Annotated in this window: 29 protein-coding genes and 1 riboswitch; of the genes, 7 read left to right on the plus strand and 22 right to left on the minus strand. The window is 43.4% G+C overall.

All coding sequences use genetic code 11. From position 1 onward, the window contains the following. Positions 1-39: 39 nt before the first annotated feature. Complete coding sequence (locus ACXADT_RS19890) at positions 40-636, minus strand: class I SAM-dependent methyltransferase (protein WP_474832508.1); 597 nt, start codon at positions 634-636, stop codon at positions 40-42. A gap of 345 nt (positions 637-981) precedes the next feature. On the opposite strand from ACXADT_RS19890, the gene ACXADT_RS19895 reads away from it, so the two are divergent. Together ACXADT_RS19895 and ACXADT_RS19900 are read left to right on the plus strand one after the other, a co-directional pair. Next, positions 982-1,788, plus strand: coding sequence for a glycerophosphodiester phosphodiesterase (locus ACXADT_RS19895; RefSeq protein WP_474832509.1), 807 nt, complete (start codon positions 982-984; stop codon positions 1,786-1,788). A 131-nt stretch (positions 1,789-1,919) separates the two neighbouring features. Then, on the plus strand, positions 1,920-2,432 hold the full coding sequence (locus tag ACXADT_RS19900; protein WP_474832510.1) for a hypothetical protein: 513 nt from the start codon (positions 1,920-1,922) through the stop codon (positions 2,430-2,432). 45 nt (positions 2,433-2,477) lie between these two features. Here the strand turns inward: ACXADT_RS19900 and ACXADT_RS19905 are convergent, their stop codons facing one another. From ACXADT_RS19905 to ACXADT_RS19920, 4 genes are all read right to left on the minus strand, one after another. After that, positions 2,478-2,627: a hypothetical protein gene (locus tag ACXADT_RS19905; protein WP_270180944.1), complete on the minus strand. Its 150-nt coding sequence runs from the start codon at positions 2,625-2,627 to the stop codon at positions 2,478-2,480. 16 nt (positions 2,628-2,643) lie between these two features. Further along, positions 2,644-2,994 carry a VOC family protein gene (locus ACXADT_RS19910; protein WP_474832511.1) on the minus strand — a complete coding sequence of 117 codons (351 nt, stop codon included), beginning with the start codon at positions 2,992-2,994 and terminating at the stop codon, positions 2,644-2,646. Between the two features lie 118 nt (positions 2,995-3,112). After that, on the minus strand, positions 3,113-4,492 hold the full coding sequence (locus ACXADT_RS19915; protein ID WP_474813493.1) for a Glu/Leu/Phe/Val family dehydrogenase: 1,380 nt from the start codon (positions 4,490-4,492) through the stop codon (positions 3,113-3,115). Between the two features lie 178 nt (positions 4,493-4,670). After that, positions 4,671-5,570: an acetamidase/formamidase family protein gene (locus ACXADT_RS19920; protein ID WP_474832512.1), complete on the minus strand. Its 900-nt coding sequence runs from the start codon at positions 5,568-5,570 to the stop codon at positions 4,671-4,673. Between the two features lie 379 nt (positions 5,571-5,949). Between ACXADT_RS19920 and ACXADT_RS19925 the strand changes: the two genes are divergently transcribed. Next, on the plus strand, positions 5,950-7,383 hold the full coding sequence (locus ACXADT_RS19925) for an alkaline phosphatase (RefSeq protein WP_474832513.1): 1,434 nt from the start codon (positions 5,950-5,952) through the stop codon (positions 7,381-7,383). A 75-nt stretch (positions 7,384-7,458) separates the two neighbouring features. Next, entirely contained in the window at positions 7,459-8,148 is a 690-nt protein-coding gene (locus ACXADT_RS19930) for a DUF4352 domain-containing protein (protein ID WP_474832514.1), read from the plus strand. Positions 8,149-8,344: 196 nt separating this feature from the next. Here the strand turns inward: ACXADT_RS19930 and ACXADT_RS19935 are convergent, their stop codons facing one another. The 11 genes from ACXADT_RS19935 to ACXADT_RS19985 form a co-directional block, all read right to left on the minus strand. Continuing rightward, positions 8,345-8,500, minus strand: a complete 156-nt coding sequence (locus ACXADT_RS19935) for a hypothetical protein (protein ID WP_474832515.1) — start codon at positions 8,498-8,500, stop codon at positions 8,345-8,347. Between the two features lie 63 nt (positions 8,501-8,563). Beyond that, the gene (locus tag ACXADT_RS19940) at positions 8,564-8,764 is read right to left on the minus strand and encodes an IDEAL domain-containing protein (protein ID WP_270180937.1); all 201 of its coding nucleotides are present in this window, start codon (positions 8,762-8,764) and stop codon (positions 8,564-8,566) included. 136 nt (positions 8,765-8,900) lie between these two features. Then, positions 8,901-10,094: a cystathionine gamma-synthase family protein gene (locus tag ACXADT_RS19945; RefSeq protein ID WP_474832516.1), complete on the minus strand. Its 1,194-nt coding sequence runs from the start codon at positions 10,092-10,094 to the stop codon at positions 8,901-8,903. Between the two features lie 18 nt (positions 10,095-10,112). Continuing rightward, positions 10,113-11,312: a M24 family metallopeptidase gene (locus tag ACXADT_RS19950; RefSeq protein ID WP_442865178.1), complete on the minus strand. Its 1,200-nt coding sequence runs from the start codon at positions 11,310-11,312 to the stop codon at positions 10,113-10,115. A gap of 156 nt (positions 11,313-11,468) precedes the next feature. Beyond that, positions 11,469-11,975 carry a GNAT family N-acetyltransferase gene (locus ACXADT_RS19955; RefSeq protein ID WP_474832517.1) on the minus strand — a complete coding sequence of 169 codons (507 nt, stop codon included), beginning with the start codon at positions 11,973-11,975 and terminating at the stop codon, positions 11,469-11,471. A gap of 12 nt (positions 11,976-11,987) precedes the next feature. Next, positions 11,988-12,716: a DUF5694 domain-containing protein gene (locus tag ACXADT_RS19960; protein WP_474832518.1), complete on the minus strand. Its 729-nt coding sequence runs from the start codon at positions 12,714-12,716 to the stop codon at positions 11,988-11,990. 20 nt (positions 12,717-12,736) lie between these two features. Beyond that, positions 12,737-13,273: an AAA family ATPase gene (locus tag ACXADT_RS19965; RefSeq protein WP_474832519.1), complete on the minus strand. Its 537-nt coding sequence runs from the start codon at positions 13,271-13,273 to the stop codon at positions 12,737-12,739. A gap of 94 nt (positions 13,274-13,367) precedes the next feature. Continuing rightward, positions 13,368-13,862, minus strand: a complete 495-nt coding sequence (locus ACXADT_RS19970) for a DUF4825 domain-containing protein (protein ID WP_474832520.1) — start codon at positions 13,860-13,862, stop codon at positions 13,368-13,370. Continuing rightward, positions 13,849-14,223 carry a cupin gene (locus ACXADT_RS19975; protein ID WP_474832521.1) on the minus strand — a complete coding sequence of 125 codons (375 nt, stop codon included), beginning with the start codon at positions 14,221-14,223 and terminating at the stop codon, positions 13,849-13,851. The genes ACXADT_RS19970 and ACXADT_RS19975 overlap by 14 nt, the downstream gene beginning before the upstream one ends. Positions 14,224-14,340: 117 nt before the next feature. Then, positions 14,341-14,811, minus strand: a complete 471-nt coding sequence (locus tag ACXADT_RS19980) for an acyl-CoA thioesterase (protein ID WP_270180930.1) — start codon at positions 14,809-14,811, stop codon at positions 14,341-14,343. Positions 14,812-14,956: 145 nt separating this feature from the next. Further along, a riboswitch (cobalamin riboswitch) is annotated at positions 14,957-15,134 on the minus strand. A gap of 62 nt (positions 15,135-15,196) precedes the next feature. Further along, on the minus strand, positions 15,197-15,952 hold the full coding sequence (locus tag ACXADT_RS19985; RefSeq protein ID WP_474832522.1) for an AAA family ATPase: 756 nt from the start codon (positions 15,950-15,952) through the stop codon (positions 15,197-15,199). A gap of 184 nt (positions 15,953-16,136) precedes the next feature. Here ACXADT_RS19985 and ACXADT_RS19990 point away from each other — a divergent pair, with 184 nt between their 5' ends. Together ACXADT_RS19990 and ACXADT_RS19995 are read left to right on the plus strand one after the other, a co-directional pair. Next, a complete protein-coding gene (locus ACXADT_RS19990) occupies positions 16,137-16,379 on the plus strand; it encodes a hypothetical protein (RefSeq protein ID WP_474832523.1) in 243 nt (80 codons plus the stop codon). A gap of 142 nt (positions 16,380-16,521) precedes the next feature. Further along, the gene (locus ACXADT_RS19995; protein ID WP_474813518.1) at positions 16,522-17,268 is read left to right on the plus strand and encodes a Cof-type HAD-IIB family hydrolase; all 747 of its coding nucleotides are present in this window, start codon (positions 16,522-16,524) and stop codon (positions 17,266-17,268) included. Positions 17,269-17,338: 70 nt separating this feature from the next. Here the strand turns inward: ACXADT_RS19995 and ACXADT_RS20000 are convergent, their stop codons facing one another. From ACXADT_RS20000 to ACXADT_RS20020, 5 genes are all read right to left on the minus strand, one after another. Then, positions 17,339-17,881 (minus strand): FixH family protein, encoded by a 543-nt coding sequence (locus ACXADT_RS20000; protein WP_270180926.1) that lies wholly within the window; start codon positions 17,879-17,881, stop codon positions 17,339-17,341. A gap of 104 nt (positions 17,882-17,985) precedes the next feature. Further along, a complete protein-coding gene (locus tag ACXADT_RS20005; protein ID WP_270180925.1) occupies positions 17,986-18,939 on the minus strand; it encodes a ribose-phosphate diphosphokinase in 954 nt (317 codons plus the stop codon). A 138-nt stretch (positions 18,940-19,077) separates the two neighbouring features. Beyond that, the gene (locus ACXADT_RS20010) at positions 19,078-19,578 is read right to left on the minus strand and encodes a DUF1648 domain-containing protein (protein ID WP_474832524.1); all 501 of its coding nucleotides are present in this window, start codon (positions 19,576-19,578) and stop codon (positions 19,078-19,080) included. A 61-nt stretch (positions 19,579-19,639) separates the two neighbouring features. After that, positions 19,640-20,062: a GNAT family N-acetyltransferase gene (locus tag ACXADT_RS20015; protein ID WP_474832525.1), complete on the minus strand. Its 423-nt coding sequence runs from the start codon at positions 20,060-20,062 to the stop codon at positions 19,640-19,642. After that, positions 20,055-20,834, minus strand: a complete 780-nt coding sequence (locus ACXADT_RS20020; RefSeq protein WP_474832526.1) for a GNAT family N-acetyltransferase — start codon at positions 20,832-20,834, stop codon at positions 20,055-20,057. Before ACXADT_RS20020 ends, ACXADT_RS20015 begins: the two co-directional genes overlap by 8 nt. 269 nt (positions 20,835-21,103) lie before the next feature. Here ACXADT_RS20020 and glnA point away from each other — a divergent pair, with 269 nt between their 5' ends. Then, entirely contained in the window at positions 21,104-22,426 is a 1,323-nt protein-coding gene (glnA, locus tag ACXADT_RS20025; protein WP_270180921.1) for a type I glutamate--ammonia ligase, read from the plus strand. 34 nt (positions 22,427-22,460) lie between these two features. Here the strand turns inward: glnA and ACXADT_RS20030 are convergent, their stop codons facing one another. Next, the gene (locus ACXADT_RS20030) at positions 22,461-22,748 is read right to left on the minus strand and encodes a hypothetical protein (protein WP_474832527.1); all 288 of its coding nucleotides are present in this window, start codon (positions 22,746-22,748) and stop codon (positions 22,461-22,463) included. Positions 22,749-22,764 lie beyond the last annotated feature (16 nt).

Below are 22,764 nucleotides of genomic sequence, written 5' to 3' on the forward strand. Positions count from 1 at the left end.
AAAGAGCTTGGAGGCGATGCTTCCAAGCTCTTTCCGTTGTCACTTCGAACTTGTGGAGATAAACATAGAAGCGTCCTGCTTCATGAAAATACCACTTCCATGATGAAACGTCTTGATCTCATTTGATCGAAAACCAACCTCAGAAAGCTTCTTCTTGAGCTCTTCATGCGAAAAGCCGTTATGCACCTTCGGATGAGCAATCTTTTCATTTTTATCAAAATCGACGATGATTAGCTTCCCTCCATCATTTAGGGTGGTGAATAGCTTCTGTAAAATAGTCGTCGTATCGGGGATGTGAAGTAGCACGAGTGACATGATGACGATGTCTGACTTTATTTTTGGCGTTTGTTCCATAAAGTCTGAATGAAGAACCTTCGCGTTGCCTATACCATTCCGAGTAATCTTACCTTCCGCAACGTCGAGCATCTGTTTTGAGGAATCCACTAACAAAACAGAATCTACTAAATCCACGAGAGCTAAACCAACGAAACCAGTTCCGCTTCCATAATCCAGCAGCGATTTGGATTGGCTGTTGTGTAAGTGTTCCCTGACTTCATTTACAATGATATCCGCAAGTTCCTTCCGTTCTTCCGTATCGTAGCGCTTCGCCAATTGTTCAAAAACGTTTTCTTCCATCGTTGAATCCTCCTAGTGTCATGCTTTCTTCCAACCATTCTATCAAAAGACAGCCGATTCTACCTTTTCGGGACTTCTATCATGAACCATTCCGACTGTTCGGACGTCTCTCTTTTCTCTTCCAATCTTTAATGAATAGAAAGCATGATGCGATCTCTGTGCGTTTTATTCACATCGTTAGCCCTATAGGTAAAATGCCATCCCCTTAAACCGTTGTAAACATCTCTGGGTCCTTTTACATGAAATCCTTTAAACCTCGTCACTACACTCTAACCTCTCCTTTATCTTCACTTAACAATCTTTCAGTAGATTGATAGTGAACAACAACAAAAGGAGCTGTTTTACTTGAAAAAACTTATGATGACTACGGTAACTGCCATGGTCGCACTCGGTCTCATCATTCAACCTGCCAATGCTTTTGCCAAAAAAGAAGAGATCGTTAACGTTGCACACAGGGGAGCGTCTGGCTATGCGCCTGAAAATACGATGGCAGCTTTCGAGAAAGCAGTAGACATGAAGTCCGACATGTTTGAACTCGATGTGCAGCTTAGTAAAGATGGCGAACTCGTGGTGATTCACGATACATCCGTTGATCGCACGACAGATGGTTCTGGAAAAGTGAAGGACCTTACACTCGAAGAGCTTCGCTCTCTTGATGCTGGCAGTTGGTTCGATGAAGCTTTTACAGGTGAGAAAATTCCAACTCTAGGAGAAGTGCTTGATGAGTACCGCGGTAAAATCGGGATATTGATCGAGATCAAGTCGCCGTCCCTTTACCCAGGAATCGAACAAAAAGTAGCGGATGCACTAACAGAAAGAAACATGCATAAGCCAAACAACAATAAAATTATCGTCCAATCGTTTGATCACGACTCCGTTCAAACGTTTCATAGCATCCTGCCTTCTGTTCCATTAGGCGTCCTCGTTTACAACCCAGATCATCTAACAGATCAACGTTTAGAAGCATTCTCAGAGTATGCTTCCTACGTAAATCCATCGAAGAGCTTAGTCGATCGTGAACTCGTAACAAGAATTCATGACTACGACATGGACGTTCACCCATGGACAGCAAGAGACCGTGAATCTGTACAAGCCCTCAAAAAAGCTGGCGTCGATGGCATCATCACCGACTACCCTGATTACGTAGAGTAAACGTGGCGCGGAGCGTGGTGCCAGCGTGGTGCCTGTCACCACTCACATTTTGTCGAATAAATTGCTTGCCGCTCTGTTTACTTTTTAATGGAAATGGGAACCAATAGAGGAAAAGGAAGGAGTTGTTGAATATGAGTAAGAATACTTCTTTATTACTTGCGATTGGACTAGCTGCCGGCACGCTGCTTGCGGGCTGTGGAGATAATTCTACAGGGGAAGAAGACGGTAATACGAATACGTCAGAAGAGTCCTCTATGAATGATGATGCGGTAACGGAAGATAGCTCAGGTCAAGGTGGTGCTGGAGACAGCAACACTGCTGGTGAAGGAAGTGAGGTTGACCTCCAAACTGGTGTCGATCAAGTTCTATCTGACCTTGACTCTCTTAGTACAGTACTAGAAGAATCACCTGATGATGTTGCGAAGATGAACGAACTTGGAAACCAGATCGACTCACACTGGGATCTTTTTGAAGAGAAGCTTGAAAAGGAATATCCCGATGAATATAAGGATATTGAAAGCGACCTCTATCCATTGATCGACGAAACAAAGAAAGACGAGCCAGATGTTGAGAAAGTGAAAGAGCTGTTAGATGCAACAAAAACGAAAATCACGTCCTTTAAAGATAACATGACGATGGAATAACGAGTACAAAGAAGCTGTCCTCCACATTCGGAGAACAGCTTTTTATTATACGTTACCTTTATCACGAACAGAAACATCCTCTGCACAATCAAAACAATACAATTCCTTATCTTCACCAACTACGCCATCCAAAAACCCATCTCTACAAAACAGCTCTTTCCCGCACTCGGTACATGTTCCTACACGTTCATTCATATGAATCCTCCTATGCTTACTTCTCCCAGAGCTCAATGCGCCTGCCTTCTGGGTCATCAATCCATATGAACGAACCATATTCACTCTTTTCAAGATCTTTCACTAACGGCACACCGACTTTCTCAAGGTGCATCATACACGCTTCGATGCTTTCGACCTGAAAGTTTACCATCACTTGTTGACCCGCAGGAAAATACCCATCGTCTTCTGAAAAAAATGAAAAGATCGTTTCGTTTCCTTCTTGCGGCTTAATGACCGTTCCATTCCAGGATTCTATCTCGATCCCCAACACGTCTTTGTACCACTTTGAAAGTGCAGCTACATCACCTGTTCGCCAGAACACGCCTCCAAATCCTTTTATCTTCATGTCATCACCTCAGCAACTTGATTGAATTCTCTCTCACACTTTCGCTCCAAATAGGCGGTATTCCTTTTTAACCAAACAAACTCCCCTGTCACTAGACAGAGGAGTATATAAACAAAGCTTAATATAGTTTTCCGTGACGATAGAGCGTATTACAAAGCTTTGTCACCGCATGCATGTAGCAATTTTGACGAAGCGGGAACGGATCATTAAAGAATTGAGGCAACACTTGATCCATCGTTTCCTTCATCTTTTTAACAAGCATCGTGTTCACTTCTTCTTCACTATAGAACTGCGTTTCTCTTCCTTGTAACCATTCGAAGTAAGAAACGATTACACCACCTGCGTTTGCGAGGATATCTGGAATGATCAATACGCCGTTCTGACTCAAATAATCGTCCGCCTTCATCGTGATCGGACCGTTCGCACCTTCGACGATCAAGCGTGCTTTCACATCTTTCATGTTATCTTCATGAATTTGTTCTTCAAGAGCAGCGAGAATCAGAACGTCGGTATCAAGGTAAAGAACGTCTTCGCGGTCTCTAATGTCCGCCTCGATTCCGTAATTGTTCAGCGCTTCATCCGTTGTAGGCAGGTCTCCTTCATTTTCAGAAGTAAAAGCAACGAGCGCATTGATGTCGAGTCCTTCTTCATTATAAAGGGTTACGTTTCGGTCGCTCACGGCCACAACTTTTGTTTTGATGTAATTGCAATTGTAAGCTTCGAGTGCAGCAACAGAACCTACATTACCAAACCCTTGAATGCCAACGGTCAAATCGCGATCCGCATGCTCCATCGCTGTTTTCGCAAACAAGTTCTGGTTTCTCTCAAACCAATCTTTATTGTCATTCAAGAAGTCGTGCATCAAATAGCGGAACGTATAGTAAACGCCTTTACCGGTCGCTTCTCTACGTCCTAGCGAACCACCGTTCAAGTGGCTTTTCCCTGTAAAACTTCCTCGATACGCTTGACCAGGATGGATCGATTTGAATTCACCCATCATCCAATCCATCTCGCGCTCTCCTGTACCAACGTCTGGAGCTGGGATGTCTTTGTCTGGACCAAGGATATCACTGAAATAGTGAACGTATTTCTTTGAAATCGTATGTAGTTCCTTTTCAGAGTACTCCCTCGGATTGATCACAACACCGCCTTTTCCTCCACCGAACGGCACTTCGTGAAGCGCATTCTTAAGCGTCATCAGTGTTGCGAGGTTAACGACTTCATCTTCATCGACCGATTCATGAAAACGAATTCCCCCTTTATAAGGACCAAGCGCGTTGTTATGTTGGACTCGGAATGCTGGAATCCTTAAAATCTTCCCATTCTCCATCGGTACACGTAGAAATGATTTCTGAATTTGGTTTGGTGTAGAAAGAATTGCTTCAAGAGAATCAAACGCCTTCTCTCTCTCTTCCCCGGTAAAGTTCGGCATAAATGTTTCATCTTCTAATAATGCATCCAATGATTCTTGTACTACTGCTCCATATTTACTAGCCAATGTTCATCACCCCTCCAATTTACCTATTCATTTATAAGTTACCCGACTGTATATAGTTCAAACGGGGTATGGTGCCTGTCACTCACCGAATTTTGTCAAATTTTGACGAAACTAATAGCCCCAAGTCTCATAAGGACTGGAGGCTATTAGTTTCACCTTAACTTGTAGAAAGTACACCTCACCCGATCAACCTTACCCCAAACTTCTCTTCCAACCATTTCGGCACAACAAACCTCACTGTCACGAGTGGATCGACAACCTGACACACTTCGACTTGCCCCACCGCACTCATCAGCATCGTCACGTCACTCAACGACATGCCTGTTTTTCCACATATTCGATCGATCATCAGCTCAGTTGCAACCTTAACAGCTTCATCAAGCGTTTCTGCTGAAGCGATTTGCGCCACGACTTCATCGTTTTCTAACATTGGCTGTGTAATGCCTTCATCCTTCACCACTTCAAACGTCACTGTCGCTTTTCCTTCTACTTCGATCCCAGAAACGCTCACTTCTCCATCACCCATCGCCGCGTGAAAATCACCAAGTCCGAACAATGCTCCTTCCACGGCAACAGGGAAATACAGCGTTGCTCCTTCCGTGACCATCTTATTGTCCATGTTTCCTCCATGGGCACCCGGCGTTCCGCATGACACGCCTTCCCCTTCAGGTGCTACCCCAATCACGCCGATCATGGGATTTAGCGGAAGTTCGATTTCGTTAAACACCGCTTTCCCATCCTTTATCGGAATCATCTTCGCTTTCATTTCTTCTAGCCGATGCCCCATGACACCGAGGTCAGGACCCACGACCATCACACCGCGGTCACCGACCTCGAGCTTCTCAATTTTCACTTTCAGAACGTCCCCGTGCTCAGCACCTTCTATATAAATAGGACCTGTCGCTGGGTTAACACGGTTCCAATCGATTCCCGTAATCTCAGTGTCTTCTGACTGAATTTGATTTTCAAAACAATCGTATGTACTGATTTCGATCGTATCTCCTACCTTTACCTTTTTCACTGGAGCATGAGCTTTATTAAAGTCATAAATAACAGAATCAGTTGAGAGCGTGTGCATTATTTTACCTCCTCAAAGTGATAAGTGTACGTTTTCCTCTAGTAAAAATTCCCCACAACAAATGGTACAAATACAATGCGCGCGGGTTCCTCCTTCCCTTCCTTTCATACTAATTCGTTCGAAAACGCTTGCAAACCTCCTCCTTCCTTCTCTATCATTCTAAAAAAGTACAATTCTATCGATCGATAGTCGAGAAATCACCCAGGTCATTAACTAAACATCGTTAAAATTCTTTTATTATCGTAACTTATCGTTTGTTTTCGACTGTAACAATCGACCCAAAAACCTTAACACTTCTCTAACAATCTATTAATAGACCCTTAACCGTTATCTAGTAAAGTACACATTGTGAGAAAAAAGAAACACGGGAGGTACTCAAATGAATTTTAAAAACTTCAAGAAAAAAGCAATCCCATTCGCAGTTGTTTCAACGCTCGCATTCAGCAGCTTTGCTGGTGGCGCTCCTGAAACAGAGGCGAAATCAGATAAAGATCTAAAAGTTAATGGTGAAATCAAAAACGTTATCTTCTTAATCGGTGACGGAATGGGTCCTGTGTATAACACGGCATACCGTTCATTCATGGATGACAAATCAACGCCTTATATGGAAGAAGTAGCATTCGATAAGCAGCTACTTGGGCAGCAGCAAACGTACTCTTGGGATCATGAAGAAAGCGTAACGGATTCAGCTGCAGCAGGTACTTCCATGGCTGCTGGTATCAAAACATACAACGGCGCAATCTCTGTTGATATGGAAAAGCAAGAAGTTGAAACTGTTCTAGAGCGCGCTAAGAAAGAAGATAAAGCGACAGGGCTTGTATCAACATCTCAAGTAAACCACGCTACTCCAGCATCATTCGGTGCTCACGATGAGTCTCGCCACAACTACAATGCGATCGCTGATGATTATTTCGATGAAAAAGTCGATGGCGAGCATAAAGTAGATGTCATTCTCGGTGGTGGTACAAAGTACTTCGAACGCGCGGATCGCGACCTTGCTGGTGAGTTTGAAGAAGCTGGATACAGCTACGTAACAAACAAAGAAGATCTTATGAGTGACGATAATGAACAGATTCTTGGCCTTTTTGGTGAAAAAGGAATGGACAAGATGATCGACCGCGACGAAGAAACGCCTTCACTAGCTGACATGACAACAACTGCACTCGATCGCCTCAGCAAAGACAAAGACGGCTTCTTCCTAATGGTAGAAGGAAGCCAAATCGACTGGGCTGGTCACGACAACGATGTTGTTGCAGCGATGAGTGAAATGGAAGACTTCGAACAAGCATATAAAGAAGCAATCGAATTCGCGAAAAAAGACAAGCACACGCTAGTCGTTACAACTGCTGACCACTCAACTGGCGGCTTCGCAATGGGTCGCGACGGTGAATACAAGTGGGATCCAGCTCCACTAAAAGCTGCTAAGCGTACGCCTGACTTTATGGCAGAGCAAATCGCTGAAGGTGCTGACGTAGAAGAAACGCTTAACAAGTATATCGACCTAGAGCTTACTGAAGAAGAAATCAACTGGGTAAAAGAAGCTACGAAAGCTGAAAAAGACAAAACAACTGAAATCGACAATGCGATCGAAAAAATCTTCGACCTGCGTTCAGGAACTGGCTGGACAACTGGCGGCCACACTGGTGAAGACGTAAACGTGTATGCTTACGGTCCTGGAGCAGAAAACTTCATCGGTCTTCATGACAACACGGAAACGGGTCAAATGGTGAACGACCTTCTCATCAAGCAGAAGAACGAAGACAAAGACGATGATGAAGATGATGATGACGACAACGAGCGTGACGACGATTAATTAAGGGCATACTAAGAAAAACGTTCCCGCTGCTCATACGGCAGCGGGAATTTTATAAGCAGGAGGTCTTTCTCAATGAAAACTATCGGATTCTTTCTAGCAGCTTCCCTACTCCTTGCCGGATGTGCGACTGACGCTGAGCAAGGCGCAGATAATAATACGCAATCTGAAACAACGCAAGAAGACAATCAGCAAAAAGATGAAAACAAAAACGAAAATAAATCAGCCAAAGCTCCCGATAATCCACAAGCACCGGATGACAGCTCACTAACGAAGATTGGCGATTTCCATGAGGATGAAGATGGTTCCGTTACGTTAAAAGCACTCTCAAACTATAACGAAACGACGAAAATCGGAGACGTTGAACTTACTATTTCAGACGTTAAAGTGATGAACTATTCCCCTTCGATGGACTTGATCGACTTCTTCCATCCTTATTCAGATGACGAAAAGAACTTTAATTATGTAAAACTGCACGTAACAGTGAAGAACACTTCAGATGAACCAGTTGATTTTGCTCCTGTCTCCGTGCTCGAAACGAGTGAAGGAGAGAAAAAAGGGTTTGAGGAAGACTTTTACCTCGAAGAACTTTATGGGGTATACGAAGGTAACGAAGAACGTACTGGCGAATTGGGATTTGTGCTTAACGAAACAGATATCGCTGAACTTTCATCCCTAACGGTAAAAACGAGTGATGTGTTTGATGAAGATAAAAACTCCAAAGCTAAGGCAAAAACAATTGACATTCCGATCGAAGACTCCTGATACCAGGGGTCTTTTTTTAGCGTATTAAAGCACATTTCGCAGATAAATTCCTTTTTTCGCGGATATCTACTCGATTATCGCGGATAAAATAAAATTTCCGCGGAAATAATGAGAATTTCGCGGATAACCCCCTCAAAATCGCGGATATCCACTATTAACACTCATCCATCCCCACAAGAAACGATCGATTAAACGCTTATACAGCTCGATATCCCTTCGTTACGTACCAGATCAGATAGCTAATAAACGAAAATCCTAACGTACCGAACAAAATGACCGACTGAAGCTTGTACCCTTTATTTGCGACCATCCACTCTGTAGCCATATGAAAAACCGCTACCAAATCTAGCATCTCTATCTCCTCCTGAGTTAGGTGATACTAGATTATAAGCAAGCGGTTCGTCATTTATGCCTATCAATTATGGAAAGTTTTCAATCGCTCTGTTAGTTCCATGAATGTCTCGCGGTCACGCTCATCTAATGCTTTATCTATTTCTTTCATAAGTAGCTCTTCTCTATGTTTAATAGCGTTATTGTGGACATGTTCTAGTAGCTCTGCGATTACTTCCTGACTCTGCTCCGACACTTGGTTTGAATAGATTTTTCGATGATCCATTGTTTCATCCTCCATTCTATTATTAGAAACGCAGCTACAATTGTTATCGCTGTTACTATAAATCTAACCGATTTTACAAAACTTTAAACTTCACAATGCAGATTCTTTTAACTTTTCTGACTTTAAGGAGATTTTACTAGACTTTCACTTCTTTTACAACGGCTTGAAACGCTTGTTCTAAATCATCGATAAGGTCTTCTACATCTTCTATACCCGCTGAGTAGCGAATTAATCCTTCTGGTATGCCCATGGCCGCTCTCTCTTCAGGTGTGCATTCGACATGACTCGTCGTTCGTGACGGTCCCACCGTTGTCTCCACGGCTCCAAGATTTGCGGCTCGGTTTGCAAACGTAAGCTTCGGTAAAAGATGCTTCACCGTTTCCACACCGCCTTTCACCGCAAAGCTGAACATCCCGCCGTAATCCTTCATCTGCTGTTTCGCGATCTCATGCCCTGGATGATCCTCGAGTCCAGGATAATATACCTCTTCGACAAGTGCCTGTGACGTTAAGTACGTCGCGACCTTCATCGCGTTATCGCACTGCTTCTGTACACGAAGTTTGAGCGTTTTCATCCCTCGCAGCAAGAGATAGGCACTCATCGGATCCATCGTCGCTCCGTTGATTTCCCGGTAATGATAGATTTTTTCGACCAAGTTTTCATTTCCACAAACGACCCCGCCAAGTGCATCAGCATGACCACCGAGAAACTTCGTAGCACTATGGATCACGAGATCCGCTCCGAATTCGAGCGGGTTCTGATTGATCGGTGTAGCAAACGTGTTATCGACAACAACGAGCGCCCCCACTCTGTGAGCGGCTTTTACCATCCGCTTGATATCCGTAATCTTTACCGTTGGATTCGTCGGTGTCTCGAGATATAGAATGCGGCATCCCTTCTCGACCTCTTCCTCAATGAGCTCATGATTTCCCGTTTCACAAAGCATCACATCGACGTTTAACATCGGAAGAAATTCCGTGAAGATTTTATTCGTGCCACCATACGTATCTTTGATCGACACGATTCGATCTCCTGGAAAAAGAAACGTTGCGAGCGTATTGCTGATCGCCGCCATCCCTGTCGAGAAACTCGTCGCCGCTTCCGCTCCTTCAAGCGCCTTCACCTTATCTTCAAACGCCTGAACAGTCGGATTCGTATTCCTACCATAGATATGACCCTTCTTATTTCCAACCGCAACCTCATACCACTCGTCCATGTCATCATATCCATACGCTACGCTATGAACGACCGGAACTTGCGTCGCACCATGAGAGAGGTATTCTTTCTCCCCTGCCCAGACGGACGATGTCCCCATTCCTGGTTTTTTCACAATCGATCTCCTCCTTTTTCAGACTGCATCGTTCCCCATCATCGACACGCCTTTTGCATCGATTAGCTTTCTTGAAAAATTCGCAAGAACTTCGCTTCCGCTCTCCGTGACTCTGATCGATTCGCTGATTTCAATCCCAAAATCGTGATACCAGATTCCAGGAATAAGATGAAACGTCATATTCGGTTGTAAAATTGTTTGATCACCTTGTCGAACGCTCGCCGTATGTTCACCCCAATCAGGTGGATAGTTTAGTCCGATCGAATAGCCGAGGCGTGAATCCTTCATGATGCCATGCCGAGCGATCGACTTCCGCCAAACTTCTTCAACCTCTTCGCACGTTACGCCAGGTTTTACGAACGCGAGCGTCTCATCGAGCCCTTCTACCACGACTTTTCCAATGTCTCGAACTCTCTCATCTTGCGTCCCAACTGAGACCGTTCGCGCCATCGGACAATGGTATCGTTTGTAGCAGCCAGCAATTTCGATAATGACGAGGTCATTGTTTCGATACCGTTTATCAGACCATGTGAGATGCGGTGTACACGTATGTTCCCCTGATGGTAACATCGGAACAATCGCTGGATAATCTCCGCCAAATTCAGGTGTTCCACTGATGAGACTGCTATAAATATCAGCCACGACGTCACATTCTCGAACGCCCTCAGAGATCGTATCGACCGCTTTTTGCATTCCGAGTTCAACGAGCCTGGCTGCATTTTTCATATATAGAATCTCTTGATTCGATTTCACCATCCGAACACGGTTCACAAGGAGGGTGGCATCTTTCCACTTCGCGTCAGGAAGGTTTCTTTTCAACGATTCAAACGCTAAGGCGGTGAAGTAGTACGCCCCCATCTCTACCCCGATGTGACGCGTACTTTGATCAAGTTCTTCAAGTGTTTTCGCAACAAAATCCATCGGATGCTTCACGTTCGAATGAACGTAATCATCGGTATACGTTACGAGGTTCTCATGGTGAAGCCATGTCGTTGCCTTCGCACCATTGCCGTCCATCTTTCTTCCGATCCAAAGCGGCTGCTCTTCATCGATGATCACGACGACCATTTGATCCACGTAAAATGACCAGCCGTCATACCCCGTTAAATAATTCATGTTCGCAGGGTCCGTTATAAGCAGAACTTCAAGACCTTCATCGAGCATCCTTCTCTTCGTCAGCTGAATGCGTTCCTGGTACTCTCGCAACTCGAATGGCATCATTGGGACGTCGCCTCCCTAAAACTATTGTTTAAATTTTCAGTTAACTCATACTACCATCATCCCGCCTTACGACACAACTCCCTTTTTACAAAAAATTATAAGGTCACGCATTAAAAAAGCAGACCCATTCATCATGGATCTGCCTTAACCTTTTTACATTACCTTTCGATTCATCCCCAACCTATAAAACCTTTTATCCACAGCCAGGACAGGAAAAGATTTCGGGAGGTCTTCCAACTCCACCCGAACAAAACCATGTTTCTCATAAAATCGATGTGCAGCTAAAAATTGCGGCGTTGTACCAAGGTATATGTCATGAACTTCTTTCTCCCTCGACCACTTTATCGCTTCTTGAAGCAATCTTTTTGCGACAAAAAGAGGCTTCCCTCGATAATCCTTATGTACAAACATCTTACGTAGTGCGAGCTGGTTGTTATCGATGTCGAGTAGGCTAATCGTACCCACTACACGTCCATTATAGATCGCTAGCCAGAAGTTCCCTTTCCCTGTTTGATAAAACGACTCGATCGCATATAGATCAGGCTGTTCTTCTACTGTAATTGGGATTTGAAATTCATCTTGTTGGATCGTAGAAATCAAATCCACCACTTGTTCTTGATAGTCTTGATCATACTGCTGTACGACTAGATTCATTTTCATTACGTCACCTTTTCACTCTAAATAGTTCCCTACTCTCTCCACCTCAACCAAACCACTTTCTTCTAAAAACTGTGAAACGAGGTGAACGTGAGCAGACCCGATGATGAGAAGCGTTCGAGCACCAGGCTCACAGAGCTCTGCTAGATTGTGATAGATAATCAAGTTCCTCTGATACCACCATCGAACCCAATCGATGCCAACGTATTGCTCATCTTTTCCGATACGAGCGATGTTCATATACATCTCGTGATTCTTCATCACTTCTTCAGGAGAATTCATCTCATGTAAAAGCTCGAGTATCGTTCTGTTTTCCAGACTTTTATGAGAATGCGAGCGATACGTTTGGTTGATATGTTCATAAAGCTCAGGCTGCTCTTCTTTTGCCCAATCATATACCTCACTTAGCGCTCGATTTCCGACCGTATCCATCCAATCGACCGCATATACTTGCTTATGCTCTAATTGTGATGCGATACGAAAGCCAAGTTGATGCACTTCATCGATCCTGAGCTCTACATCACCATTCAAGTAATCCTGATACTCTTGATTAAGCCCAGCATTCTCACTCTTTACAATTTCGAATGCTAGTTTCGTAGGCTCAAACCGTTTTAATCGATCTACAACGTCTCGAATTTCTGCTTGTCTTTTTTCCGATTCCAAATCATCCGTATCCACCTTATAAAGGTCTTTTGTATACTTCATATGAAACGTTCCAAACAACAGAACTTTTGGCTTACTCAACACACATGCTCCTCCCTATTCTAAAGAATCGGCATCACTAACCTTTTCATAATAATGTCTACAACCTCTTCAATTCGTCGGTTCTCAGTTGAAATATATTCCCCGAATCCTCCAGAAGAAAAAGCCTCTATACACAGATCGGTTTGGTAAAAACACCAACTTCCATAAGCTTCTCCCCTATTCAGGAGTCTTGTGGTAATCGTTTCCTTACTAGCTGTTAAGCAAAAATGAAACGTCTCAGGATCGATTCGTTTAAATCCATCGAAGATAGAATGAAAATAATCAGGTTTTCGAATCGTCATCGGGACGATGAGGTGTTTCTCATATTTCTCTGCCGTCCGCTTTGCAATCGAGACGGTGAACTCTTTCCATAATTCCAAGTCTTGAAAATCACCCGTAAGTGCCTCTTCTTCTTTGATCGATGAAGGAAGCAACGCACTGAGCATCCCTCCGACCACTTCTGGATCAAAAAGCATACTGTTATCGATTTTGTTTAGAAGCTCATTGGCAACAGTCGTTTTTCCAACTCCAAACGCGCCATTGATCATGATGATCATCGCTTAACTCAACGCCTTTCCGGAAAAGATATTTTCCGTCTCTTTGACGACTTGAACAGCAGTATTTCCACTCAACACTTCATCACAATAAAAATCAGTCACGCTCATTCACTCCTGTTTGGTTTTCAAAAAATTGATTGACTTGCTCCGAGTCTTCAAGCTTTGGCTGAGCGAGGCCGATCAGTTCATCTTCTGATGCAGCTTCAAAAAGATTCTCACCATACCAAGCTTGTAACTCATCTCTCGTAACCGACAATACCTCGCCATCGTAATCAGCAGAAACAACCTCAGCATTTTGAATCAACGTGAAAAGAAACGTTGCATTGAATAGAAACGCTTCTCTTTGCTCTTCTTCTGGTAGCGCTTTTGAATAATAAGCTGTTAATCCATATGGCTCGCTTTTTGTTTGCAGCGATAAACTTTTTAACTCCGTGCTACCAGGCAGCATTCGTAAGATCGCACCAACCGCTCCGTTGTCTCCTATGTATGAATCTTTGTACTGAAAAAGCGTTTCCTCGGCTGGTTCAGCAGAACGACAGCCGCTGACGATGATTAGCAATACTATAAAAACAAGCTTAATTCCCTTCATCTGTTATCTCCTGTAAACCACTGAACGGCTTTAGCTTGTCACATTCTATAACGATTGCGGTCATGCCATCTTCCGTCGACGTCTCATGCCATTCCCCTCTTTCCCACATCGCGAGCTCTCCTTTTAGTATACGAGCAGTTTGATCGCCGCCCTTCACGATTCCTTCTCCTTCTAGCACGAGGAACATTTGTGGCACCACAGCTTCATGACCTCCGATTAATCCATCACGACCAAGATGCATACAAGCGATCTGTATCACATCGACCTCTTCTTCTATCATTCTCGTAATAGGCGAAATCACCACATGCTTACTATCAAACTTCGTAATCTCTTTACCTCGACCAAATCGGTAGCGCTTCATACTTACCCTCCTACATTATGCCCCATACATACTTCGATTCTTAAGGCGCTCTCCCTTTTAATCTGGCAAAAATAAACAAACCCCTCAGGAATTCGTTACCTGAGGGACCCTCCATTTTCACCTTAACCTTGAACGATTCTGACGATGTTCCTTCCTTGAAGGCGCAGTGTCGTACAGCCTTTTCTCTTCATCCGTTTCAGGTAGGATGCCTGGCACGGCTTTCGGTTTCCCTTCTGAGTCGACCGCAACCATCGTTAAGAACGATTCTGTCGTCATCACTTTTCGCCCGTGAAGAAGATCATCTGCATACACCTTCACATACACTTCCATCGACGTTCGACCGGACCTCGTGACACAAGCCTCGAGCGTTAACGCATCTCCAACTTTCGCGGATGATAGAAAATCAACAGAGTCGATCGATGCCGTCACGACCACACAATTTGAGTGTTTCATAGCCGTTAATGCTGCGATTTCATCGATGTATGCTAACACTTTTCCTCCAAAAATCGTATCCAAATGATTCGTATCTGGCGGTAACACTAACCTTGTTTGTGTCATTTTCGAATAGCTTACTGGTAAAGATTCCATGATTGCGTTCCTCCTTCACTTTTTCAACAAAAAAACACATCTCCAAGTTGAAGATGTGCAGGATATAAACGTCACGAAATCACGGAACCACCAAACAGTATCCGTTAGTACTTTCCACGTAACACCCTCCTATCTCCCGTAGGAATCAATGCTCTTCCTTATGGCAGGTCTCCTGACTCAGATTCTTCAGCACATCGCCCTTCCCGTTAAATAACAGTGGTATTGCGATATGCCTCCTCTTCACAGTGGCGGGACCGCGCTGGATTTTCACCAAACTTCCCTTTTCAGCTTTTAATAAAGCCACCATAAGGCCTATTCAGTTAGTAAGAAAACGTTCTTACCTAAAAGTTACTATCTCCTATCGTTGAAGATCTGTCAAACTCGTTCACTGAAACAAATGATGTAACAACCGATCTTTATCATCAAAAAACTCTTTCATCACCTTAAAGTGTTCCGTCTCCTCTAATGTTGTCTCAGTCATTCCATCTTCACTCAGCACAATCATTTTCGAATCTGGGTACGCCATAAGGATCGGCGAGTGTGTGGCGATAATAAACTGAGACCCCTGCTCGACCAGTTCGTGGATGCGGGCAAGCATCGACAGCTGTCTGATGGGAGAAAGTGCTGCCTCAGGTTCATCTAAAATATATAACCCTTCTCCTCGAAAACGATTGGTAAAAGCCGCGAAAAAGGATTCTCCGTGAGATTGTTCATGGAGCGATTTGCCTCCAAACCCATCGACGACTTTTGCCCCCGCAAACGGATCAGCATCTAACGCTTCAATATTTGTAGCGAGATTATAATACGTTTCCGCTCTGAAGAAGAAATGATCCTTCGCCCTATAAACGCCTTTTGCCAGTCGCAAATAGTGATCTAAATTCGAGTGAGAATCATAGCTCGAAAAATTAAAGTTAAGCGTCCCGCCTTCAGGATTGAACCCATACTTAATCGCCATCCCTTCAAGCAGCGTCGATTTCCCCATCCCATTCTCACCAACGATGTACGTCACGTTTGGGTGAAACAAAAGCTCCTTAAAATGCTTAAATACCGGGAGATCAAATGGAAAGAAATCGTATGAAGGGATCTCATCTTCCTTTACATTGAGACGTTTCACATACAGGGTTTCTTGCGTTAACTTCATTGCTAATTGCCCCCTAACTTACAAACGTAGGTTCTATTCATCATACCACTCACACGAGAAGCGCATAATGTAAAATGAAAAAAAGACGCATATTCACTGGAATTCAACCATATGTATAGTAATGAATTTCATTTTTTAAGGAGGAGATCTTATTTCTGATCAAAAGAAACAAGACGAAAACCTGGTGAAGAAAACCTCCAAACAAGCAAACGATCTTGTGAATAAATCTGCGGATACAGTTAATGATATGGTGAAGTCTGTTAGCGGAAAAGACGGTCTCGTTGGCAAGGTCTCTGATACGTCTACTGATTTTGTGAAGAATGTGAGTAAGGCCGGCACAGATGCTGTAGGAAAAACGGCAGATAAGGCTGAGAAAATGATCAAAGGTGCTTCGAAGAAAGTGTTTGGGAAGAAGAGAGAGGAATAGTTGTCAGAACTTACTAAAACTCAATAACCTTAGAGAACCTATTCATCAGGTTCTCTTTTTTTTGCCTATAAAAAACCACTCGACTACAGATTTCGTTTCATTTGTATTAGAATAGAGTCAGCGAAAGATAGGAGTGGATGAGATGAAAAAAGAGATAAAGTTAATCGCGTTAGATATGGATGGCACGCTCGTTAATCATGACGGAGAAGTGTCGAAGGAAAATGAGGACGCAGTGCGCCGTGCGAAAGAAGCTGGGTATCATGTTGTAATCAGTACTGGACGCTCTCTCCCATTCTGTCGTGAGATTGCAGAACAGTTAGGCGAATCAGCTTACTTGATCACGGTAAACGGGGGTCAAATTTATGATCAGCATTTCAACCTTGTTGACAGTACGCACCTCGATAGTGAAATTGTCGCGAACCTTTGGGATCTTAAGAAAAAGCATGATGTTTGGTTCTGGTCTTCCACAACTGAAGGAGTATTTAATTCGAATACTCCGTTCGAGAAAGATCTTCATGAATATGACTGGTTGAAATTCGGTTTCGATGTGAAAGACGACGACGTGCGCCAAGTTATTTTAGATGAAGTGATGAGCAACGATGCACTAGAAGTCACAAACTCTAGTTTGACTAACATGGAAATCAACCCTGCAGGTGTAAACAAAGCAGCTGCCCTACGCAAAGTAACGAAATGGCTGGATCTTTCCATGGATGAAGTGATGTCTGTTGGAGATAGTATGAACGATATCGCGATGATTCGTGAAGCTGGCTTCGGTGTTGCGATGGGCAACGCACAGGAGCCCGTAAAAGAAGCAGCAGACTGGATTACGAAATCTTATACAGAGCACGGTGTCGCACACGCAATCGACCACATTATGAAGGGCGAGTGACAGGCACCCCCCGCTTTATGTCGAAAGGCTGAGTGAATGGAACATTCACTCAGCCTTTTTGTATGACTCTTTATGAAGATTGTGCAGTCTTCACTTCCAGTGTATAGGGTTTATGTGTATGAAGGTTGTCCCCTTTTTCAACATGAACCTTCATGTTGTAGGTCCCTTCATCCATAATCTCTGTTTCTGCTTGATATTCTCCACTCTCTATCTCCTCAGCATCAGTGTATATGTGCTTCTCTTCTCCTTCTTTCCAGTATTCAAAGCGCACACTCGCCCCTTCCACTGCATCGTCTTCCTTTTGGACCAACGCTGTCAGTGTAGCTGGATTTTCAGATCCTTGTTCGAGCATGATCATGAGGCCAGAATCATGATGACCTTCCTGATTGTTCTCTTTTTTTATAATCTCAACACTTAGTGAATCTGCCATGCCTTCCTCACGATCAGAACCCTTCTCCTCCGATTCTTTCATCTTGTTATCGTCGGTCGCCCCATCGTTCTCTTCTTTCATTTCCGGTGAGTTCGACTCACCACTATTTTCAGTTGCTCCTTCTTCACCTGTACCACATGCAACTAACATGAGTGAAAGACCAAGAATTGCTAACATTCTCATAGTAACCTCTCCTAACGTTTTAACTAGCTAACGATAGCATTTATCTATTCGATCACACTATACAAAAAAAAGAAGCTGAACACTCAGCTTCTCTCTTCTATTACCTATTTCCTAATCTTACTGATCGACAGTTTCTCTTGAACGATGCGGATTGCTTCTGCAAGCAATGGTGCGATCGAAAGGACTGTGATCTTATCGATGTCACCGCTCTTCGGTAAAGGCAGCGTGTTCGTCACAACGATTTCTTTAATATTCGATTGTGCGATTTCTTGTGTAGCCGTGCCTGAAAGGACCGGATGCGTGAATGTCGCGTACACTTCTTTCGCACCGTGCTCTTCTAAGATTTGAGAAGTGAACGTCACGTTTTTCGCTGTATCGATCATATCATCGATAATGATCGCTGTTTTACCTACTACATCTCCAATTACGTTGATTGTAGAAGGCTCACCTGTGTCGTATGAACGACGATCGATCAATGCGATCGGAGCATCAAGGAGTGAGCCGAGTTTACGGGCACGCAGTGCACTGCTGTTATCTGGGGCAACGATTACGATATCCTCAAGCTGTTTCTTCTCAAAGTATTCGGCTAGTACTGGAATACCAGAAACCTGGTCAACCGGAATGTTGAAGAATCCTTCGATCTGGTTCGCATGTAGGTCGACCGTTAGGACTCTAGTTGCACCAGAGCGTTCTAACATGTTTGCAATCAGTTTCGCTGTGATCGGCTGTCTTGGACCCGTTTTTCTGTCCTGACGTGCGTAGCCATAATAAGGCAGCACAACATTGATCGTTTTCGCAGAAGCTCGCTTCAATGCATCGATCATGATGAGGAGCTCCATCAAATAGTCGTTTCCTAATCCAGCCCCACCGATCGACTGAACTAGATATGTATCGCATCCGCGAATACTTTCTTCAACATTCATGTTGATCTCACCGTCTGCGAAGCGCTTAACGGAAGACTTACCTGACTCGATTCCAAGAAGTTTTACGACTTCTTCTGTAAGTTCAGGGTTTGAATTCAAACCAAATACTTTCACGTCTTTTTCTTGGCGTAGCATAGCGTAGCTCCTTTATGGTTCATTTCGATAGGAAGTTTCCAATCAAAACGTAATGTAAGGGAATCATTCTCTCTTCAACTATAACACAGCGCCCGTACAACTTTCTTCAAAAAATTAAAGGAAATCTTGCCCTGTTCCCTATCGCCACCGTATGGATTTTACGAGATAAATGATGATCGTGCCAAATAGGATGACTAGGAATACCGGAACGATCCAAAACTCGAGGGTTTCTTGCGTACTCGACATCTCAACGATTTTCTGGCTCAATAACGCAAAGAAGATTGCGATTTCATTTTTTAGAAGGCGAATCATCGTAACGGCATAGTAATACTGCCTTTCAGCGTTTCCTTCTGTTATCTTAACAACATAATTGTAAGAGTCAGGGATACGCTCAAGGAATGAAAGCCCAATCCACATGAGTACCCCAATCGAAGGTAAAAGGAAAACCGTCCACTTGTCTCCCCACCGATCAGGTTCACCCGCAGCGTTGAAATGGTGAGGCACCACCTCAGGAATGCTTGACCAGTTGAGCACAACATAAGCGATTGAAAGGAGTAATGCTGAGATCCCTATGATGTCTAGGACGTTATGTAAAAATGGTTTTTCGATAGTAATGTTCGGTCTATTTCGAGTCCCCATCGTCATCCCTCCTTTTCGTGTCTACTATACTATACGAATGGAGGGTGAGGAAGTTTCCTTTTTAGAGTTCCTTTTTAAAGACATAGCTCACTTTATCATAAGCCATCTTTTCTTCATAAAATCGATGCGCATCATGCCTTTGAAGACCTGAGGAAAGTGCGATGGAACTATAGCCATTGTCTTTAGCCCACTTCTCCACAAAGGAAAGGAGCGACTTGCCGTACCCTTTCGAGCGATCTTCCTTTCGAGTCACAAGATCATAAACCCATACACTTCTTCCATAGTATAAGGTGATCATCGGTGTAAAGCCGATGACGGCTACGATTTCCCCTTCCTCATAGAGTGCATACAGGTGGTACATGTCTTTTTTACGCGCTTCATCCACATACTCTAAATACGATTCTTCATCTAAATTCGTGCGCAGCTCACTCATTACGAGAAATGCTTCCCTTATCTCTTCAGCAGACTTCATTTCTTTAATCATGTGACTTACCTCCAGGATACAGCATGCCATACGAATACCCTAATCGTTCAAATCCACACTTTTGTAAAATTGGTTCACTCATCGGACTTGCATCGACCATTAAAATAGGATGCCCCATTTCTTTCGCTTTTTTCGCACGTGCAGCTAAAAGCGCCGTGTAATGTCCCTTTTTCCTATGCTGTGGTAACGTCGATCCACCCCACATGCTCGCAAAATTCTCTCCCTCCAAGTACATCCAGGCAGCACTTACCAAATCGCCAGCTTCATATATCCCATATAAGGAGAGTGAATTCGTATTCTTAAAATCACGCCATAACCGTTCTCCTAAGCTTGCGAAAGAGTGATTCCAGATGCTTTCTTCAAGCTTCATGATCGCGTTGATTCCTTCTAAATCGGTTATTTCCTTCACATGTGATGTATCGTGACGTAACAAAAAGTGGTCATCAGAAAGCGGGATGACCATCAACGCTTCTTTTTCACCTTTCTTAAATCCTTCACCTTCTAAAAGATCCACAAGGTTTGAAGGCTCGTCATAACTATAAACTTTCCACTCAAACTCCTGTTTTAATGTAGCAAAGCGGTCTTTTTCACCCGTAATAACCTTTTTAGCGTCAGCATCCGTCAAGTTAGAAAAGATGATGAAACCATGTTCATCTTGATGGACTGAAACGTGACGAACAACATGATCGGTTTCTTCCCTTCGGAAGCCTGGAGGCGTAACGTTTTTTCTCATTTCTTCATCAAACAACGCTTTTAATTCATGCTTCTGCATACGACACCTCAATGAATAAAATTTTTGATACAAATTTCAAATCTTTTTACACATACTATCATTGTCTTGCAAAGTGAAGCATTTGGAAACCATTTCTATCATGGATTGTTATTTGAGCGGTTTACGTGAACGAAATAAGGGTATTTATTTCTATAGCTGATAGACAAAGTGAAATTTTATGTCAGGATTCCTTACATAAATCCACACTTATACGTTGTTATCGGTAAAATAGTGAATAGTTAAAAAACTTTCTAAAGGTGAGGTAATGTATGACGATTACAAAAGAAGGCATTAAACAAGTTATTTTGGATGAGGTTCATGAAAAGAATGTAGAATTTATTCGCCTAGAGTTTACAGACATGCTTGGTGAAACGAAGAACGTAGAGCTTCCTGTTGAAGAGATCGAAAGTGTTATGAACAATGAAGCGATGTTCGACAGCTCTTCAATCGCAGGCTTTTCAGATATTCAAGAAAGTGATATGTACTTGTTCCCAGATCTTGAAACATTCAAAGTACTTCCTGAAGCGGTCGACACGGACTGCATCGCACGCTTCATTTGTGATATTCACACGCCCGACGGAGAACCGTTCGAAGGTGACCCTCGCTATATTTTAAAACGAGCGATGAAAGAAGCACAAGACCTTGGCTATACTGTAAACGTTGGACCTGAACCAGAATTCTTCTTATTCCAACTGAATGATGAAGGCTACCCGATCCGCAAAATGAATGACCGCGGTGGTTACTTCGATGCATCACCTAAAGACAAAGGTGACCAAGTACGACGCGATATCGTTCGCACGTTGAAGAAATATGGTTTTGAGATGGAAGCTTCTCACCATGAGGTAGCAAAAGGACAGCACGAAATCAATTTCCGTTTTGACAGTGTATTGAAAGCTGCAGACAACATCCAAACGTTCAAGAGCGTTGTAAAAGACGTTGCGACTGGACATGATTATCACGCGACATTCATGCCTAAACCATTTGCAGGTGAGAACGGTTCTGGTATGCACTGCCACCTTTCTCTATTTAAAGATGGCGAGAGTGCATTCTTTGACGAAAACAAAGAAGACGGAATTTCTGATACGATGAAACACTTCATGGCTGGTATTCTTCACCATGCGAATGGTCTTGCGGCAATTACAAACCCGAACGTGAACTCATATAAGCGTCTTGTTCCTGGTTATGAAGCACCTGTAAGTGTTGCTTGGTCTCACTCTAACCGCAGCTGTATGATCCGCGTTCCAACAACTCGTGGAATGGGTACACGTTTTGAGATCCGTAACCCAGACCCTACAGCGAACCCTTACTTGACGCTAGCTGCAGTACTACACGCAGGTCTGGAAGGAATTCGTGACGAGCTTGACCCAGGTGAACCAGAGTCTCGTAACCTTTACGAAGTGTCTACAGATGATGTACCAACGCTTCCAACAAACCTAAAAGAAGCGATCAAAGCACTTAAAGAAGACCAAGTCGTAATCGACGCTCTAGGTGAGCATACGTCTAGATGCTACATCGAAGACAAAGAAAAAGAATGGATCGATTACTCTCTGAACGTAAGTCAGTGGGAAGTTGAACGTTATATGAATAAGTAAAAGTAAAATCCGCTCATAACGTGAGCGGATTTTTTTATCCTCCAAAAGACCATATAAACATGAAAAAGAATGTGCCGATTAACGAGAAAAAACTTATGACTAGTGAAAGTACAGGAACAAATTTTTTATAGAACATTTCTTTTCTAACCGCGAAGATAGAAATGATGAAGATAGGAAAGCCCGCAAAGATCCCAACCTTCATCACTAGTGTGATTGCTCCAAGTGGAGCATCTTGATAGATCCCTACGACCAAAGCGATCAACACACCCAAATAAAAGAAAAGAGACACTGCACAAACTCTACCTAGCACTGAAGTTGGCAACCGCATACTCCTTTCA

This window comes from Anaerobacillus sp. ABR4_321 (assembly GCF_056158505.1).